Consider the following 16,855-nt stretch of genomic DNA (forward strand, 5'->3'; position numbering starts at 1 on the left):
TGCCCAATGCCCAATGCCCAATGCCCAATGCCCAATGCCCAATGCCCAATGCCCCCGACTTCTTCAGTCTACGATGCCAATACCTTTTGAGAATTACTCACTTCATTAGCGATAATTCCAATTAAATTCAACTTACTCAAAATTTCTGTAGCTTGGGTCAGTTCAGTTCGAGTCACTTTACCCATGCGCTCTACCATTACAATACCATTACAAAAAGATGCCACAATCCTGGCATCAACCGTGCCTAAAATAGGTGGAGAATCTATCAATACTAGGTCATAACTTTGCTCAAACAACTCTATTAGTTCTTTCATCCGTTGAGAACTGAGCAACTTCACCGTGTCTTCTGCTTGCGGCCCAGCAGTCAAAATATCAATAGAGGGGTGAATGGGCTGGATGTAATCTTGAAAATGAGTAGTTGTCTCATCAACTAATAATAGAGATAGTCCCCAGTCATTGGATAGTTCCAAGATTTTGTGCAGGCTAGGATTCTGCAAATTAGCATCAATAACTAATACCCGTCGATGCATCCGGGTAGCGCTAGCCACAAGCCCTAATACTAAGGTTGTCTTTCCTTCTTTTGGTAGTGCTGAAGTCAACATCAGCGACTTTAAGGGTAAGGGATATTTTAATATTTGAATATTTTGATAGATCATGTCCAGGGTTTCATGGACGGGTAATCTAGTATTGGCTTCCATTACAGAAGAATTTGAGCTTCGCCCCCCATTCCAAGGCAGTTCCAGCCGCCGCTTTTTCACATCATGCAACAGTAGTTTTGGTACTGACCCTAGTACACGTAAGTTCGTCAGTTTCTTTAAATCTGCCGCACAATAAATAGCGTCATTAAACTTTTCCAAAATCAGGGCTGCTAAGATACCTAAAATCGGCCCAATTACCGCTCCCCCAACCAAAAGTAATAATCTGTTGCTCCCCATATAAGTACCCAAAGCCGGTTCTGCCAAAACTTGCCAGTTATATCCTTCCTGAGCAATTTTCAGTCCCAAGGACTGTTGCGCCTGAAGTAGTTGTTCAAGGGTTTTGCGACTACTTTCTACCTTTGGTAGCAGACGGTTATACTCTGCTATTAAACTTGGGTATTTATTTACTTCAGAGCGTAGTCGCTGTTCTGACTCGGCTAGATTTTTTTCATTGGCAGTTAGTCCTAAGACAGTTGTTTGCACCAGAATAAACTCGTCTAATAGCGTTGGCTCAACCCCTACCATTTGCCCTTTGAAGAGCGGTTCTCCCTTATTGCTATTAGTAATAGCTTTTACCTCTTCTCGTAATAGCGACAATTGACTTTGGCGTTGCTGCTTTAGCTTTTCTACCGATGGGTAATCGTCTGTATAACGCAGCCGTTCCTTAGCCAAAGCTAGTTCAGTCTTTTGAATTTCACTCAATAGTACTTGGTAGCGGCTTGACTGATTTAAACGAGAAGAAATTAGTTCATTCTGTTGGGAAGAGGATGCTATTTGTTGCTCTAGATTATCGTAGCGAGCGTTTGCATCTTGAAGGTTGGCACGAGTGCTTTGTAGCTGTTGTTGAATATCGGCTAGAGATTCTAGCAGGATTTTACTTTGGACTTCGGGATCGAGTAATTTATGTTTCTTACGAAACTGTTCTAAATTTTTCTCAGCTTTACTCACCTCTTTTTTTATCTCAGGTAGGCGAGCATTTACAAAAGCCAGTCCCTGATTCAGACGTTCTTGTTGTTGTTCTTTGTTGTAGTTTTGATAGACTTTCTGTAGAGCTTGAAGTACTCTTTGTGCTTTAACTGGATCGTCATTATTGAAGGAAACTTTAAATACTTGACTAAAAACTTTATTAGCTCCTATGCCTCCCTCTTCTGGAGTCACTTCTAAAGATGCTTTTTTGTTCTTTTCTGTTTGACTATTGATATCTTCTAAGGTAATATCAGAATAATCAGAATGAAGTAGAGCTACGGCTTTCTGGAGTAGCTTAGAACTCAGCATGAGTTTCATCTGAGTAGTGGAATCAAAAACTTGAGAATTGGAATTAGTAACCTGAGTATCTGCCCCAACTGGGATATTATTTGACTGTGCCCCTTGAGATAAATTAGAACTCACCAATATCTGCATATTGCTCTGGTAAGTAGGTTTGGCAATGACAGCCAACAGGCTAGCAGCCGACATAACTAGACAGGAAACCCCCAAGATTAGAAAGCGTCGGCGAAACAAAATAGTAGATAGTTGTCTGATGTCAACTCCGCCTTGTGCTGAAGTAGTAACCTGTTGCTCTTGATTCAGACTAGTCTTAGCCACTATCAAACTCCTCTAATATCGAAACACTATATTTATTTGGAAGATTTATGAGAAATGTGAAATGATTTTTTTACACCTAATAGCCGCAACAATATACTTGATTATTCTTCCAACGATGACAAGCTCACTTGGCACAATATTATGCCAAGTGGTGCTTTCATGTTCATCAATTCAGGCATATAAATTCTTAATCAGTGTTGGAAGAATAAATTTTCAATAAATATTTTATTTCAGCAAGAAAAATCTTGACGAAAAATTAATTATTTTCCTCAGAATTTAAGTAAAAAATTCTTTGAGTCACAACATACTTAGATATTAAAGTTATTTTGATAACTTATAATCTAAAAAAAATATTGACATAAATATATAAATCATAGTACTTATACATCATTGATACATTTAGTTAACCGTAAATTCTTGGTTAACTAGTTGACTTACTCGTAAAACTAAACTGCTATCTATTTGCTGGATGTTATAAATTGGGCTACTAAACTCCAAGACAGAGGCAGGTTAATTTTAGATTAGAAGGGGTTCAATTTAAAATCTAAAATCGTTCGACTGAGCGTAGCCGTACTCCTTTGGAGAAGCAAGCTACGCGTAGCGTTCCGCAGGAAAGTCCAAAATTTAAACGCCTACCTTAGTTAACTCTACTTCCCGTCGCCTGGGTACTTCATGAATCATGAAATCGTAAGCCATATCAGTACGGGGAAAAATAGCACGGGCTTCCTTGAGGAGATCCTTTAACTCCAAGGTATTTCCAGGAGCATAGCGGGGACTAAAATGACTCATAATCAGCCGATGTGCCCCAGCAGCTAAAGCTGTTTGCGCTGCCATTGTGGTTGTGGAATGCAATCGCTGAAAAGCCATATCTGCATCTTGATGGGCGTAGGTTGCTTCGTGAATTAACACATCTGCATCATGAGCTAATTCCACTGCACCATCACAATAAATTGTGTCTGTACAATAGGCAATCTTTCGGCCAATTTCTGTAGGGCCACATAATTGAGTGCCATCAATCACCCGTCCGTCGGCAAGGGTAACAGTTTCACCGCGCTTGAGTTGACCGTAAATCTGACCAGGAGGAATTTGTAACGCCTTGGCTTTTTCCACATCAAAGCGTCCTGAGCGGTCTTTTTCGGCTACGCGGTAGCCGAAAGCTGTAATGCGGTGATACAAATTACCGCAGCTAACGGTGAAGTCATCGTCTTCATAAATTACCCCTGGACGGATGGCGTGAACTTTGATCGGGTAAGAAAAGTGTGTGTAAGAGTAACGTGAGGCGGCTTGAATGTAATCATTTAATCCTGGTGGGCCATATATATCAATTCGTTGTACATTGCCAGCCAAGCCGCAGGTAGCAAGAAGTCCCATCAAGCCAAAGATGTGGTCGCCATGCATATGAGTGATAAAAATTCGGGAGAGTTGACTGATTTTCAGTTCACTCCGTATAATTTGATGCTGAGTACCTTCGCCACAGTCGAATAACCACAGTTCTGCCCTTTGGGGTAATCTCAGAGCGACACTGGAAACATTGCGCGATCGCGTGGGTACACCGGAACTCGTCCCTAAGAATGTTATCTGCACAGTGTTCTTTAATCTTCCTATTGCTCAATTTGCAGCTGTATTTTCTATAGTGACACGGTTCATGAGTAAAATACTTTTAAGAGGAAGTCGCCTTTTTGAACCCAACACCCAACAAGCATTAGTTGGAAAGTGGTGTCTAAGACAGTACTTTTTCTAAGTCACAGATTATCGTTGAAATCTAAAAAGTAAAACTACCCCCCCACAAAGGTTTCAGCGTCAACTTGAGCGTTGCCAAAAAATCGATAAAGTCGAGCTTAGGGAAGGATTTGAATCAACTGGTACTCTTTTTCTGTACCAATAATGCGGTAAGGTCTAGATAATTTATAAGACTGGTCAGTATAGATAAAAACATAGCTCAAAGCGGGTAGTTGGGAAATAGAGACTACTGGTTGGGGACGAGTAGAAAAATAAAAATTCAGCAGCACTTTGGTTTTAGCGTCTATTTCCACAAAGTAGATCGGATGAGTTTGGATAATTGAGGCGATCGCACTTTGTTGTAAAAAAGTTCTCAAAACAGGGTTATAGTCACTTAACAGACCCATGCTACCCATCGTCGCCAAAGCCAGCCAGCAGGGAATTAACCAACCTGCAATCCAGTAACGAGCTGTGAGAAACTTTTTGCCAAAGTGGTAACGACTAATCCACACCACAGGCAAGATTAACCAACCCAAGCCCATAGCCAAGCCAATAATTGCATACTTGCGGATGTCAGAATCACCCCAACTAAGAACGCCAATACTCGCTATTACAAGTAAAACACCTAACCCACCAAAGCCATAACTCAGATTTCGAGGAAGATTCTTCCTTGCAAAAAGGGTTAATATATTTTTTTTATTTTTTTGAAGAGGTAATTGTGGGGGAATTGCTATTTGATAAATATTGCCTAGCCAGTTTAAACCCACAGATGCAAACCAAGCGATAAACGGATAAAGGCAAAGACTATAGTGAGGTAAACGAGTGGTAAAAATACTAAGTTCTACAAATAGGACAAGTGGAAATCCAACTAATATCAAATGGTAACGAGGAATAGGACGGTGGAGAGTTAAAAATAAACCTAAAAGTCCGAAAAAAGCCCAAGGAAATGCTTTTAAAGGAATATTCCATACATAGAATAGTGGCCCATTATTATCCTGAGCCTCAGAACCTAGCCGCATAACAAACTTAAATAACTCCTCAAAACTCTGATTTCCGTAGTGCAGCCAGCTGAACCATAGCCAAACACAGGTAGGTATTAAACCGACAAAAAAGCCTAAATATAAAATTGGGTTAGTAAGATGACGATGACGGCGATGTTCCCAAATTAAATAAGGCAATAAAGCTATAATTGGCAAAAAAATCATAAAGCTTCTGATTAAGAAACCCAAACCTAAACTTAACCCAGCTATAAAACTCCAAAAATAGCGATATTTAGGATGTAATTCCGTTTTTATTAAAGACCAAATAGCTAAAAGCACCAAAAAAATCATTGGCACATCAGGTGAGCTTAAGCGACAGTATTGCAGCCAGAGAAATTCCACACTTAAAATTGCAGTAGCTAGCCAAGCTAATTTTTTGCCTAGCATAATTTTGCCGATTTCATACACTAGCCAGAAGCTAAAAATGCCAGCAATCATACTAGGAAGACGCGCACTAGTATCACTGATACCAAACAGCTTGTAGAAACTGGCAATTAACCAATAAGGCCCAGGAGTTTTATGATGTGCCTTTTCCCAAGGAGCTATCCAATTACCAGAATCAAACATCAGACGTGCACGCGAAGCGTAAAGCCCTTCATCATGTGCTATCAGACTATTGTGCCCAGAATTAAATAGTAACAAGGGCAGTATCCAAATTAACAAAGTAAAATAAGTAAATCGCAAAGTTTTTCTTAAGGGCGATCGTGAACCAGAATCTAAGTATAAACAAATAGCACAAGCTAATAATTATATAATATCAACTTATGACTGATTACAAAACCTACAAAAAATGAAAAAATAAAAAATAATTTTATTTTTACTCAAAACCCAGCACTTTGCACAAGTTATAAGTAAGTTGGCTCAAATAAACCTAACTATGTAACTAAATCTAAAATGCTCTAAACCCTTGTGATTGCTTGACTTCGCTTTGCTACGCTCGCAATGACATAGTTATAAATTTTCCCACTCCCCTACTTAGCTGAAATCTTACACTGGCAAGGAACACCCCATTCTTTTAACCCAGATAGTTAGGCTTTGATTACCTTTTGTTCTGAGTATAAAACATAGTGCTGCTAAAATTCTTGAGTTTATAAATGGCGTTTACTACTTGAAGATTATACAATCAGAAAAATTCAAGAAAGCTTTTGATTTTACTAATTAACACGATTTATTCAGACATAGACGGGCACAATGCTAATTCCAAAATTACAAAAACTTTTAACAACACCTATTACTCAAAAAAATAGACAAAATCAATCTAGATTGAGTATCATATTTTGGTACAGTCTAAGTATAATTTTTGCTTTTGGTTATATTCTTATGGGGCTGCGACAAGCGTTCAGCAGTAAATATATAATCAGTGACGACGCACGAGAATATATCTCTTGGATGTATCGTTACCTTAACCCAGATTTATTTCCTGGGGATTTAATCGCTGATTATTTTCAGTCGGTGACGCCAATTGGATATGGTCTTCTTTATAAAATCATTGCGGCTTTAGATATCGATCTAATTTTATTTAGCAAAATTTTTCCAATAGTACTGGGACTCATTACAACTAGCTATTGCTTTCTAGTCTGTATAGAGATATTACCAGTACCAATGGTGGGGTTTATCGCATCTTTACTTTTAAATCAAAGTCTTTGTATGCATGATGACCTATTTTCGGCTACTCCGAGAGATTTTATTTATCCTTTGTTTTTAGCTTTTATATATTATTTAATCCGGTCTTTTTGTTTAGGTATATTAAACATTGTACTTGCACTCCAATGTTTAATATACCCTTTAATAAATTTTGTCGATTTATTAATTTTAGCTCTGAGATTATTTCACTGGCAGAATGGGCAAATAACTATTTCTCAGAACCGCAAAGATTTTATTTTATTTGCAGCAGCTATGATGATTGTTGGTATTGTAATTTTACCTTATGCTATTCAATCATCAAAATTTGGCCCGGCAATTACTGCTGCCGTGGCGAGAACTATGCCGGACTACTGGCATGGAGGAAGAGTCAGCTATTTTAGTCATAATATTATTAATTATTGGCTTTTTGGTAGAGATAGCGGTTTTCTTGCTTTAATTTCACCTCCTCAACTATTATTAGGTTTATTATTACCAATTATCCTGAAATTTCAGTCTCACTTTCTCCTAACCAAGCAGCTAAAGGATGAAGTAAAACTATTACTACAGGTAGTAGTAGCTAGTTTAATAATGTTTTTTATTGCCCATGCCTTAGCTTTTCAACTGCACTGGCCTAGTCGTTATACCCATCATACTTTTAAGATGGTACTTGCTCTTGCAGCAGCAATCTCTATTACCTTGATTTTAGATGCTACATTTCGATGGTCGAGACAAAATGGGAGACAAATTTTAATCCTGGGGACTATTATGATCCTTGGTACAGGACTCATTTTGTACCCTAGCAGCTTCAGCTTAAAAGTTTTTCCCAAAACCTCCTATGTAGAGGGTAAAGTCCCAACATTATATAGTTTTTTGCAAAAGCAACCGCAAAATATTGTCATAGCCTGTACTTCTGAAGAAGCAAATAACATACCTATCTTTGCTCAAAGAACAATTTTGGTAGGTAAAGAATATGCTTTACCGATCCAGACAAAATATTACGCTCAATTTCGTCAAAGGATGGTTGACCTTATTAATGCCCAATATACTGAAGATATTAACCAGATTAAAGACTTTATCCAAAAATACCACGTAACTTTTTGGCTATTAGAACGTTCTGCATTCATTCCAGAATATATAACTAAAAACACTTGGCTACAACAATATCAGCCAGCAGCACAACAAGCAAACGCAAAGTTACATAAGGCTCTACCTGTGTTAGCGACATTAATTAACTCTTGTGCAGTTTTGGAGACTGATAATTTAGTCCTTCTCAAAACAGAATGTATCAAGGTCGTAACCAAGACTTGAAGACAATGCCCAATTATAATCAAAGCTATCTGATTTAAATAGCAATGCTGCTGAACTACTTGACTTAACAAAAAAAAGGTTCTTCAGTAGTAATTATAGTTAGTATTGAAGAACCAAATATATTACATCGTGATTGTGAAAAAATACCTGAAATTGCCGCAATTTTCCGAAAAAGTTCTCCAAAACAGAGATTTATGCAGTTAAGACCGAATCAACGCCTGAAATTAGACGACACAGACGATAAGCTATTCTATACCTCTCCCCGCTTTGTCACCCATGTCGATGAAGGATTTATTCAACAGCTAACGGATTTATATCGCGATCGCCTGAAACCCATACTTCAGCTACGCTCAGGACAAGACACCCGCATTTTTGATATGATGAGCAGCTGGGTATCTCATCTGCCAGAAGAGATGCAGTTTTCTCATGTGGAAGGACACGGACTTAACGCCCAGGAACTAGCACGAAATCCCCGTTTAAATCATTACTTTGTCCAAAATCTTAACGAAAATCCGCAGATACCTTTACCAGATGAAGATTTTGATGCTGTTCTCAATTGCGTATCTGTGCAGTATGTGCAATATCCAGAAGCAGTATTTTCCGAAATTTACCGCATCCTGAAACCCGGTGGTGTGGCAATTATCAGCTTTTCTAACCGGATGTTTTTTGAAAAGGCAATTCAAGCTTGGCGAGAGGCTTCAGAAGCAGAACGAGTGGAATTAGTCAAAGCCTACTTCGCCTCAGTTCCAGGATTTACAACCGCAGAAGTTATAGCTAATAAGTCAACATTACCAAATTTCTTGCAGTGGTTGGGTGCAGCTGGAGGAGACCCGTTTTATGCCGTTATAGCTTACCGCAATTAAATTCACTGGCACATCGGGCGCGTAAATCCAGCTACCATCTCAAAGACAAGGGGCAAAATCCCCTTGTTAAAGACCCTTGTTATTTGCATATACATAATTTATTTAAATGAATTATTGGCTAATGAAATCAGAACTAGAAGTTGAAGGTTAAGAGCGATCGCCTCTGGTTGTTAAGAAGCTGCTGGTTTTTTTGGTTCTGGGGTTGCAAATCCGCTACAAGTGTGTTAAACATTTTTGAAGCGTCAAGTGTAGGTTTTGCGTGTTTCTGGAGCCATCCTATTAGCAAGTTGTCGTAGAATAAATGGCACATACAACCCAACATCAATTCCGATTCGAGGAATCGACAATATTGATGGAACCTTGAAGTATTCATAGGTAGCAAGTAGGATGCAATTAGAGACAGCTTTGCTGCCCAAATCTTTTGAGTAAATGAACTACCCCACCTGAATTTTAAAATCAGGTGGGATAATTCACGTGCGGCAAACACTACGTGCTACGCAAAGCTGTAACTGGATTTAGCTGACTAGCACGCAGAGCCGGGAGAAAACCAGCGCTAAACTAGCCAGCCCCCGGCGCTAACCGAAGCCAAAACTCCTGACCAGGCTAACCATTTAACTCCTGTCTTAAATTTCTTTTTACTATTCCGACTCATGCAATCTGAAGCTGAGGTTATATCTGGTAGCTGATGGTCGTAGTTTAAGCCCATTGCACAGGATCTAATTGATAGTAACGTTGAAGTTGCTCATAAAGTGCCGGATGCTTGGACAACAATTGGTGCGGTTTCTCAAAGAATGTCTCAGTCGCTACGGCAAAAAATTCTACGGGATTAGTTGCCCCATAGCTATCCATTACCGTCTTTACGCCTTGTAGGATATCATTACAAAGTTGCTGATATGCTTCTGTCATCACCTTCGCCCAAATAGGATAGTCTGAGTTCCGTTGCAGTATAGGAACTCCTTCAGCTTTACCATCTTCTTGATCCAACTGATGGGCGAATTCATGAAGCACAACGTTACGTCCATCCCTCCAATTAGTAGTGTCTTGTTTCACCTGTTCCCAAGACACTACTAATTGGTCATTTGTCCACGATTCACCCAGTCTTGCCACACGCCTTTCTTCAACAACATAATTTCCGATGGAAGTCGTTTCCTGAACAAAATAAGCATTGGGATAGACCAGAATTGAACGAAGTCTGGGGAAGTACTGCCCACGTTCATTTAGTAGGAGTAAACAGGCGACAGCAGCAAGGGTCAGTTTCATTTCCTCTGTCACCTGTAATCCTCTACAGCCAATAAATTGCTTTTCTGCTAAGAATACTTGAATATGTCCCTGAAGTCGTCTGAGTTCATCGGGAGAAAGACAGGGATAAATGGGAAGATTATTCTCAATAATGGCATTCCAAAGTGGAGGAAAAGGACGATGTTTCAGACGGTTTCTTCGCCTTTTGACTAGAATGGGATTGACTAAAATCCCAGTGATAATCAGCCCAATGATCAGAAAGAAAATTATTGTTTTAATCATTGACTTTTGAGCAGTTTACATATTTAATTTGGGGCGCATCTCAATGAGTGTAAATATACCAGATGAGAAACAAGATTCTTGCTCCCTCTCTTTAGTAAGGAGAGGGGTTGGGGTGCAACACGGTTTAGTTAAGGCTAGCGCTCTTTGTGAAAATCATTTTCTTTACGAACCGCAGAGGCGCAGAGAAGCCAGTGCGTTGCGGTGAATCCAGCGCTGTAGGCGGGTTTCCCGCCGTAGGCGACTGGTGAACCCGAAGGGGGGTTCCCCCCGTTGTAGCAACTGGCGCGACACAGAGAGAAGAGAGAAGAGAGAAAAGAGAAAAGAAAGAGAGAGAGAGAGAGAATAAATAAATTTCTTAACTGAACTGTATTGGGTTAGGGTAAGGTTTTGATATGTACTTCATGCACCTGATAACTACTATATTTAGTGGCGCACATCACCGCTATTGAATCAGAATTATGCAAGATTCAACCTTGGTGGAAAGGGTTTTTTGAAGCCCTTGCTCAACTTTACTAATCATTTTATCAAAAGCCTCTTGATTCGCTGTTAGTTGTTCTTGAAGAACTTTCTCTAACTCAGGTTTTATTTGCTCACACATATCCTCAATTTTTTTATCGCTCAAAAAACTAGAACGAATCCAACTAGGTACATCGACATTTGTCTTGATTACTTCTTGAACACTCTTGCGATTTAGTTCCATTCCTGCTGCCATAACCGAAGCCCCATATACTAATGCAATAGGCCAAGTTAAATGTCCAGTTAATATTAGAGTGATGATGCTAGCCACAGTGCCTCCACCAATTATTACATTGACGATAAACGCCACTGTCTCAGCAATGATCGCATCTCCAATTCGTAGCTCTGGGTTAACAAAATTTGGGTCAATGCTATCCTCGAACCTTAAGCTGCTTCTAGGGATCTGAAACTTTCGACATATTGGATCGGTTTGTGCGGCTAAATCGGGTTGGATTTTATTGCTAAACCAAGAAGCGCATTGATAATTAATTATCTGCACAGCGCGATCGCTTTTGAGCCACTGTTCTGCCCGACTGATTAAAGATGTTTCCAAATCTGCTAAAGTCCGTATTTTGTTTTTTTGCCAATCTTTTAAACCTGGTTTAACTGCGTTGAAAATCAAGCCGTCTGTCAAAGGCTTAGTTAGTGATTCGATTAATTCCGGGATATACCGCTCAATCAAACTTTTAAGCTGATTTGAGGTAAACAGTTTGTTGACTTCTTCTTTAAAAGCAGTTGCACGCAGATCCCATCGTCCTACTCGTGCCAAACCCATTGCAATGCACCGTTCCGGTTCCGGATCAGGGCGAAGCAGCGTTTCTGGTTCGGGAAACATTTCCTGACAAAGAAAGTGCGTAAATTTCATCCGAGATGCACCGCCAGTCATCAGCACAAGTTTCGGCACGATTCCAAGTTTTTCCAGCTTTTCTTTCGCCTCCTTTAAAGAGTCGTGAAACGATCGCATCCAACTATGAAGCGCCAGCTCAGGCAAGGGTTGGTTTAAGATTTCCTCCATGAGCAATTTATTGACTTGGGGAATAAAATAAATCTGTTCATTGATAGACTCGAAGCCACGCGCAAAGGATTCAGGATCGCTGTATAGCTGTTCATTAGAAAAGTAATCTTCTTTAGCTTTGCGGCAAGCAAGTTCACAACGAGCTTGGTGATGCGGATATTCCTGAAATACTTTTTCGAGTAATGTTTTTTGCTCGTGGTTGGCGAGAGTACGGGCAAAAATTGCCTTGTCAATTAGGGATGCTCCCAAAGTATTACTCCCAAAATCTATCGGGATTTCTTCTAAGCTCTTAACCAAAGTAAAATCTGTGGTTGAAGAACCAATATCGACAATTAGCACCGATGCCAAAAGTTTGTCATACTCCAGCTTCCCGGCTTCCTTGGCTTGCATGAAAGCAGCCCGCGATTCGGGTACAACATTTAGTCGGGGAATGCCAGCTTCTTGAAGTATCTTTTGGTATTCTGAGCGATCGCTAACTGACCATCCTGAAGGGCAACCAATGTAAAAATAGTTACCTTCCCCACCTTCAAGTTGTCCGCTTTCTTTCAAAAGGCGGTAGTAGGTTGCCACAAAAGTACTAATTGTTTCCCGATATTTGGGATCGTTGTTTGGTTTTTGCTTGAAAGAGATTGTCAGTTGGGTAACGCCAGCTTGAATTAATGCTTGTTCTCCGACAAGATAACCGAGTTTGGGATGCCAACCAAGAGCTGTAATTTGGTTCTTCTTGTTATTAACCTCCAGCATCTGGGGGGGTTCGATACTTTCCACTATCGCTTTCGCTACAGCCGTTTCACCGTGTCCCAAATCAAAACCGATTGTTTCTAAAATTTCCATACCCTTATTGTCTATTATTCTCTAGAAGAAGAATATGCTGGCTCAATTACCCGACCGCGCCTAATTAAGCGATCGCCTTTCAACAAAGCCGGAGTTATAGTTACGTGATCTTTGGTATCGGGGTCGATACTTGGCTCAAAGTCAAAATACTCGCGATCGCTGTGAGGGTCATTTTGTCGATAAATTTGAGCGTTAATTCCCTGAGACATTAAAATCTGTGGCAGAAGTTTTGCCAGTTCATGAGCCATTTGGGGTTTATCAAGTTTTGATGCGCCCATTAGCCTTTGCAGAAAATTCAATAACTCTGGCAGTTCTTCTATTGCTAGGTCATTTTCATCTTTATTCGATTCTTCTACTCTAGCTACTGCTAGGTCAATAGTGTTGAGAGCATCGGCAAGGTGAGCTAAAAATACTTTGCTATCAACCCGGAGAATCGGTTGAGGTAATTCAAATACCTCTTGAGATATAGAATTATTTTGCTGGTTGTTTGAGTCGAGTTGAAGCACAACTTCTAGTCCTAGAAGTAGAGCGGTTAATAAGATAGCCATCCATGCACCTGGAGTTGTTTTAGTTAAGGAGAACAACGAACCTAAGATGCCTATAGAAATTAGTCCTTGTAGCAGTTTCAGGATTAAAATGTTGGGAAAAAACTTTGTCGCTGCGTTAGTAATTTGCCTTTGCTCTGTTGGAGCCACTTGAGAATAGTTAGCCGCAGCAAGAGTTGCGATGGATTGCCGCAGCGTATCCAGGAAAAAGGAAGCCAGACGAACTTGAGCCAGATTAAGCTTTTCAATGTAAATTCTTTCGAGATGATCGAGTCGGTTTTGAACCAGCTTAACTATCTGCTCAATACTGGTTGTATTATCAATATCTATCTGGAGTTGGTTGCGTTCTTCGGTAAAAAGTGAAGTGATTGTTTTCATTGCGTTGACTAAGACTTTAACGTTATTAATTAGGAGTGAAATGAGCAGTTGTCTGCTGATTTCACCCTGTAATCACATGATGACTGAATAATTGATAATTCCTAATTGATAATTCATAATTGTGTGACATCGGGGATTTAATTATGAATTAGGTTGATTGCAAATTACTACCCATCAAAAGGAGGAGCCGAATGTTTATCTGCGTCATTGCAGACTACGGTACAGGAGATCCGGCATTTACTGAAGTCACACAACGTCTGCTGATGGCTTTTCCCGATGCCCAAATTCATTTGCTTTCGGTTCCAGCATTTAGTACCTTGGCTACAGGATTTTGGATTGCCCAACTGGGACTCAACCCAGGCCCTAGCGATCGCTTAATTTATCATAACTGTGCACCTCGTCAGGATGATCCCGAAGCCCGTCGGGATAATGAAGGTGAAGGACTAACTTATGCTCTTTTATCCAATGGTGTAAAAGTAGTGGGTGTGAATGCGGGCTACACCCTTTCCTTTATCAAAGACTATACAAAGGAGTTGCGAGTGGTCAACGTTTCTCGTGGTGGATCGCAGTTTCGCTCACGGGATGTGTTTCCTCCGGCGGCGGGGGCGATTATGGGTGAAGATTTTAGCCTTCTGGGAGATAGCCTTTCTCGTGAGCAAATCCCAGATGTTCCACCAGATCGAATTGCCTGGATTGATGGCTACGGCAACATCAAAACAACTATTGGGGCGCATACACTCAATTTGGAGCCTCAAACCAAGATCGTGATCCGAATTGGAGATGTGGTCAGTGATGCAGTGTATTCTGATGGCAGCTTCAAGGTATCTGAAGGAACTTTGGCCTTTGCTCCTGGTAGTTCCGGTTGGTCAAGAGGCGATTCCGGAGAACCATTGCGCTTCCTAGAGCTATTTCTGCGAGGAGGGAGTGCTTGGGAGCGCTTTGGCCGTCCCCGTGTGAATCAGCAAGTGACTCGAATTGCCTAAAATCGGGTAGTTGGCTTCTATTACCGTGGCTGAGTGCGTGCTGGCTTTATCGAGTTACCCTGACCAAAAGCGATTAGATTTGTGCCACACCGCCATCGACGAACAATTCGATACTAGTAATATAACTGCTGTCGTCCGAAGCCAGGAACACGACAGCTTTTGCCACTTCATCTGATGTTCCCACGCGCCCCAAGGGAATGAATGCAGCAAAGAATATAAACAAAGTCGGGATAGGGCATTACCACGACTTTAAACGGACGCACAGACAGAGTAAGACTCTGTTTGGTAGCGTCACTCAATTTTGGATTTTGGATTTACGATAGCGCAGCGTTAGCGAGTCCGCGAGCGTCTTTAGGATTGACCTCTCCTTATAAAGAAGAGGCTTGCAATAATGATTTTTTTGATTTTAATCTCCGTAAACGGAGAGGCTTGCAACCTTTTTTAGATTCTAGATTTAGATTTAATCCAAAATCCAAAATCTAAAATCTAAAATTGCCTCGGTCAGTCAGTGAAGCGTCAAGAATCACGCCCGGCTTCAGCCCGGTGAGTATGTCAAACTTAAATCCAAATATCCGAGGTGCAATCACCGCCAGGATAGCGCATCTCATGAGCGCGAGCCGGGCCAGCTGGTTCTTTACCAAAGTCAACGTAGAAATCTTCGTTGATTTTTAATCCCCCGTTTTCGGTATCGCAGTCAATCTGCAACAAATATGAGCCAGACTTGGACAAGTCAGGGTAAAACTGATTATCCCAACTGCTAAAAAGGGAATTGGTGACATAAAGCCGCTTACCATCCAAACTCAGCTGTAGCATTTGTGGTCCGCCAGCCAATTTATGACCTTGAACTTCACCGCTTTTACCCAGCAAACCACCGCACCAAACTTGACCGATGAGTTGAGGATGGGCAGGATCGCTGATATCATATTGGCGAATGTCTCCATGCAACCAGTTGGAGAAGTAAGCGTAGCGATCGCTCATGGAAATTAAGATATCAGTAATTAAGGATGGTACGGGAATCGGCCAGCCTTCTACTTCTACGGATGGCACATCAATCACTTTCTCGACTTGCCAATGACCCTTAGACTTGTGCCAATGCCAAACATTGCTGCTAAGTGCTGCTGCAACAAATCCATGAGTGCTGTCGGGGTTATGGTGAAAGCGCACTTCTAAGGGAATTAATCCTTCTTCTCCTAAGTCAACACTTTGGATAATTTCCCTTGTTGACCAATCCCAGAAATGTATATGATGACCATAGTTGCCAGCGGCTACGTCGTTCAGGTCAAAACCAGCATAAAAGGTTTTGGGTGGGCCCCACTCGCTACTCACCATGACGTTATGACGCGGTTGATACCAAAAGTCATAGTTAAATCGCATGGTATCGGCTTGGTGTTCCCAATGTCCAGCTATCTCAAAATTCTCATCGAGTAACAAAAAGCCACCAGGGCCATTTTCCTCACTGTCGCCCAGCATGGAAATCATTACATGTCCATCTGCAAGACAGTGTACTGTGTGGGGTGCAGTTAAATTGGTCTTTGCTTTAATTTCTTCTGGTTCAATAACTTTATGCAGTTTTGGTGCTTTTGCCTCTGCTACATCAACAATATAAATGCGGCTAGAGCGTAGTCCAGGAATGATACTAAACCGTCGGATTTTACTAGCATCATCGTGACAAGAACTACAAGCATTCCAGCCAAAGTGATGCAATTCATCGCCAATGTAAGGCACTGGTAAGCGATGAATTACTTGGGAGTAGAAGGGGGAGTCGGGGTCAACATCTATAGTTGCCAGATAATCTGGCTGTTCGATACCCGTACCTGTATAAAGAGCGATCGCATAAAGTACTTTTTCCCGTTCCCCCTTGATGGCTGCTTCTGGGGAAGCGTAGCCAGGGCCGCAGCAAGCATGAGTCATAGTTTTACACCTACAATAACCTATGAATTACAATTACTTTTGACACTCTGGAGATTTTAGCCGCGCAGATTCTTTAAACGACAAACTAATGGGTATCTTACATTCTCAAGTGCGTCAGCAAGTAAAAAAAAGCAAAATGGACGTAGGAAAATCTGATGCCTGGACTGGAAAAGCTCCTGCGATCGCTTACTATGTCGATAACGCTTGTAGAGATGTTGCATTGCAACATCTCTACACACCGGAAAATCTCAGCAATAACCTTAATTAAACGGTAAGAAATTAAGAGTTTCTAAGTGATGGCAAAGTTTAAGGGTATT

General features: G+C 40.8%; 11 protein-coding genes and 1 pseudogene. 4 read left to right on the forward strand and 8 right to left on the reverse strand.

Going from position 1 to position 16,855, the window contains the following annotated elements:
• Positions 1-68: 68 nt before the first annotated feature.
• The 3 genes from PUQ00_RS12065 to PUQ00_RS12075 form a co-directional block, all read right to left on the reverse strand.
• A complete protein-coding gene (locus PUQ00_RS12065) occupies positions 69-2,282 on the reverse strand; it encodes a polysaccharide biosynthesis tyrosine autokinase (protein ID WP_300416409.1) in 2,214 nt (737 codons plus the stop codon).
• Between the two features lie 624 nt (positions 2,283-2,906).
• Positions 2,907-3,866, reverse strand: coding sequence for a ribonuclease Z (locus PUQ00_RS12070; protein WP_300416411.1), 960 nt, complete (start codon positions 3,864-3,866; stop codon positions 2,907-2,909).
• A 254-nt stretch (positions 3,867-4,120) separates the two neighbouring features.
• Complete coding sequence (locus PUQ00_RS12075) at positions 4,121-5,689, reverse strand: glycosyltransferase family 39 protein (protein WP_300416487.1); 1,569 nt, start codon at positions 5,687-5,689, stop codon at positions 4,121-4,123.
• Between the two features lie 543 nt (positions 5,690-6,232).
• On the opposite strand from PUQ00_RS12075, the gene PUQ00_RS12080 reads away from it, so the two are divergent.
• Together PUQ00_RS12080 and PUQ00_RS12085 are read left to right on the forward strand one after the other, a co-directional pair.
• Positions 6,233-7,972 carry a hypothetical protein gene (locus tag PUQ00_RS12080; RefSeq protein ID WP_300416413.1) on the forward strand — a complete coding sequence of 580 codons (1,740 nt, stop codon included), beginning with the start codon at positions 6,233-6,235 and terminating at the stop codon, positions 7,970-7,972.
• 194 nt (positions 7,973-8,166) lie between these two features.
• Complete coding sequence (locus PUQ00_RS12085) at positions 8,167-8,835, forward strand: class I SAM-dependent methyltransferase (protein ID WP_300416415.1); 669 nt, start codon at positions 8,167-8,169, stop codon at positions 8,833-8,835.
• Positions 8,836-9,531: 696 nt separating this feature from the next.
• Here the strand turns inward: PUQ00_RS12085 and PUQ00_RS12090 are convergent.
• From PUQ00_RS12090 to PUQ00_RS12100, 3 genes are all read right to left on the reverse strand, one after another.
• Positions 9,532-10,356: a M90 family metallopeptidase gene (locus PUQ00_RS12090; protein WP_300416417.1), complete on the reverse strand. Its 825-nt coding sequence runs from the start codon at positions 10,354-10,356 to the stop codon at positions 9,532-9,534.
• A gap of 442 nt (positions 10,357-10,798) precedes the next feature.
• Positions 10,799-12,721 carry an Hsp70 family protein gene (locus PUQ00_RS12095; RefSeq protein ID WP_300416419.1) on the reverse strand — a complete coding sequence of 641 codons (1,923 nt, stop codon included), beginning with the start codon at positions 12,719-12,721 and terminating at the stop codon, positions 10,799-10,801.
• A gap of 14 nt (positions 12,722-12,735) precedes the next feature.
• Positions 12,736-13,644: a hypothetical protein gene (locus tag PUQ00_RS12100; protein WP_300416421.1), complete on the reverse strand. Its 909-nt coding sequence runs from the start codon at positions 13,642-13,644 to the stop codon at positions 12,736-12,738.
• 191 nt (positions 13,645-13,835) lie between these two features.
• On the opposite strand from PUQ00_RS12100, the gene PUQ00_RS12105 reads away from it, so the two are divergent.
• Positions 13,836-14,627 (forward strand): SAM-dependent chlorinase/fluorinase, encoded by a 792-nt coding sequence (locus PUQ00_RS12105; RefSeq protein WP_300416423.1) that lies wholly within the window; start codon positions 13,836-13,838, stop codon positions 14,625-14,627.
• Positions 14,628-14,700: 73 nt separating this feature from the next.
• Here PUQ00_RS12105 and PUQ00_RS12110 read toward each other — a convergent pair.
• Together PUQ00_RS12110 and PUQ00_RS12115 are read right to left on the reverse strand one after the other, a co-directional pair.
• Positions 14,701-14,835: pseudogene (locus PUQ00_RS12110) on the reverse strand (SDR family oxidoreductase); the annotation flags it as partial.
• A 350-nt stretch (positions 14,836-15,185) separates the two neighbouring features.
• Entirely contained in the window at positions 15,186-16,538 is a 1,353-nt protein-coding gene (locus tag PUQ00_RS12115; protein ID WP_300416425.1) for a selenium-binding family protein, read from the reverse strand.
• An 88-nt stretch (positions 16,539-16,626) separates the two neighbouring features.
• Here PUQ00_RS12115 and PUQ00_RS12120 point away from each other — a divergent pair, with 88 nt between their 5' ends.
• A complete protein-coding gene (locus PUQ00_RS12120; protein WP_300416427.1) occupies positions 16,627-16,806 on the forward strand; it encodes a hypothetical protein in 180 nt (59 codons plus the stop codon).
• Positions 16,807-16,855 lie beyond the last annotated feature (49 nt).

It is taken from the genome of Nostoc sp. S13 (genome assembly GCF_029379315.1).
Lineage (GTDB): Bacteria > Cyanobacteriota > Cyanobacteriia > Cyanobacteriales > Nostocaceae > Nostoc.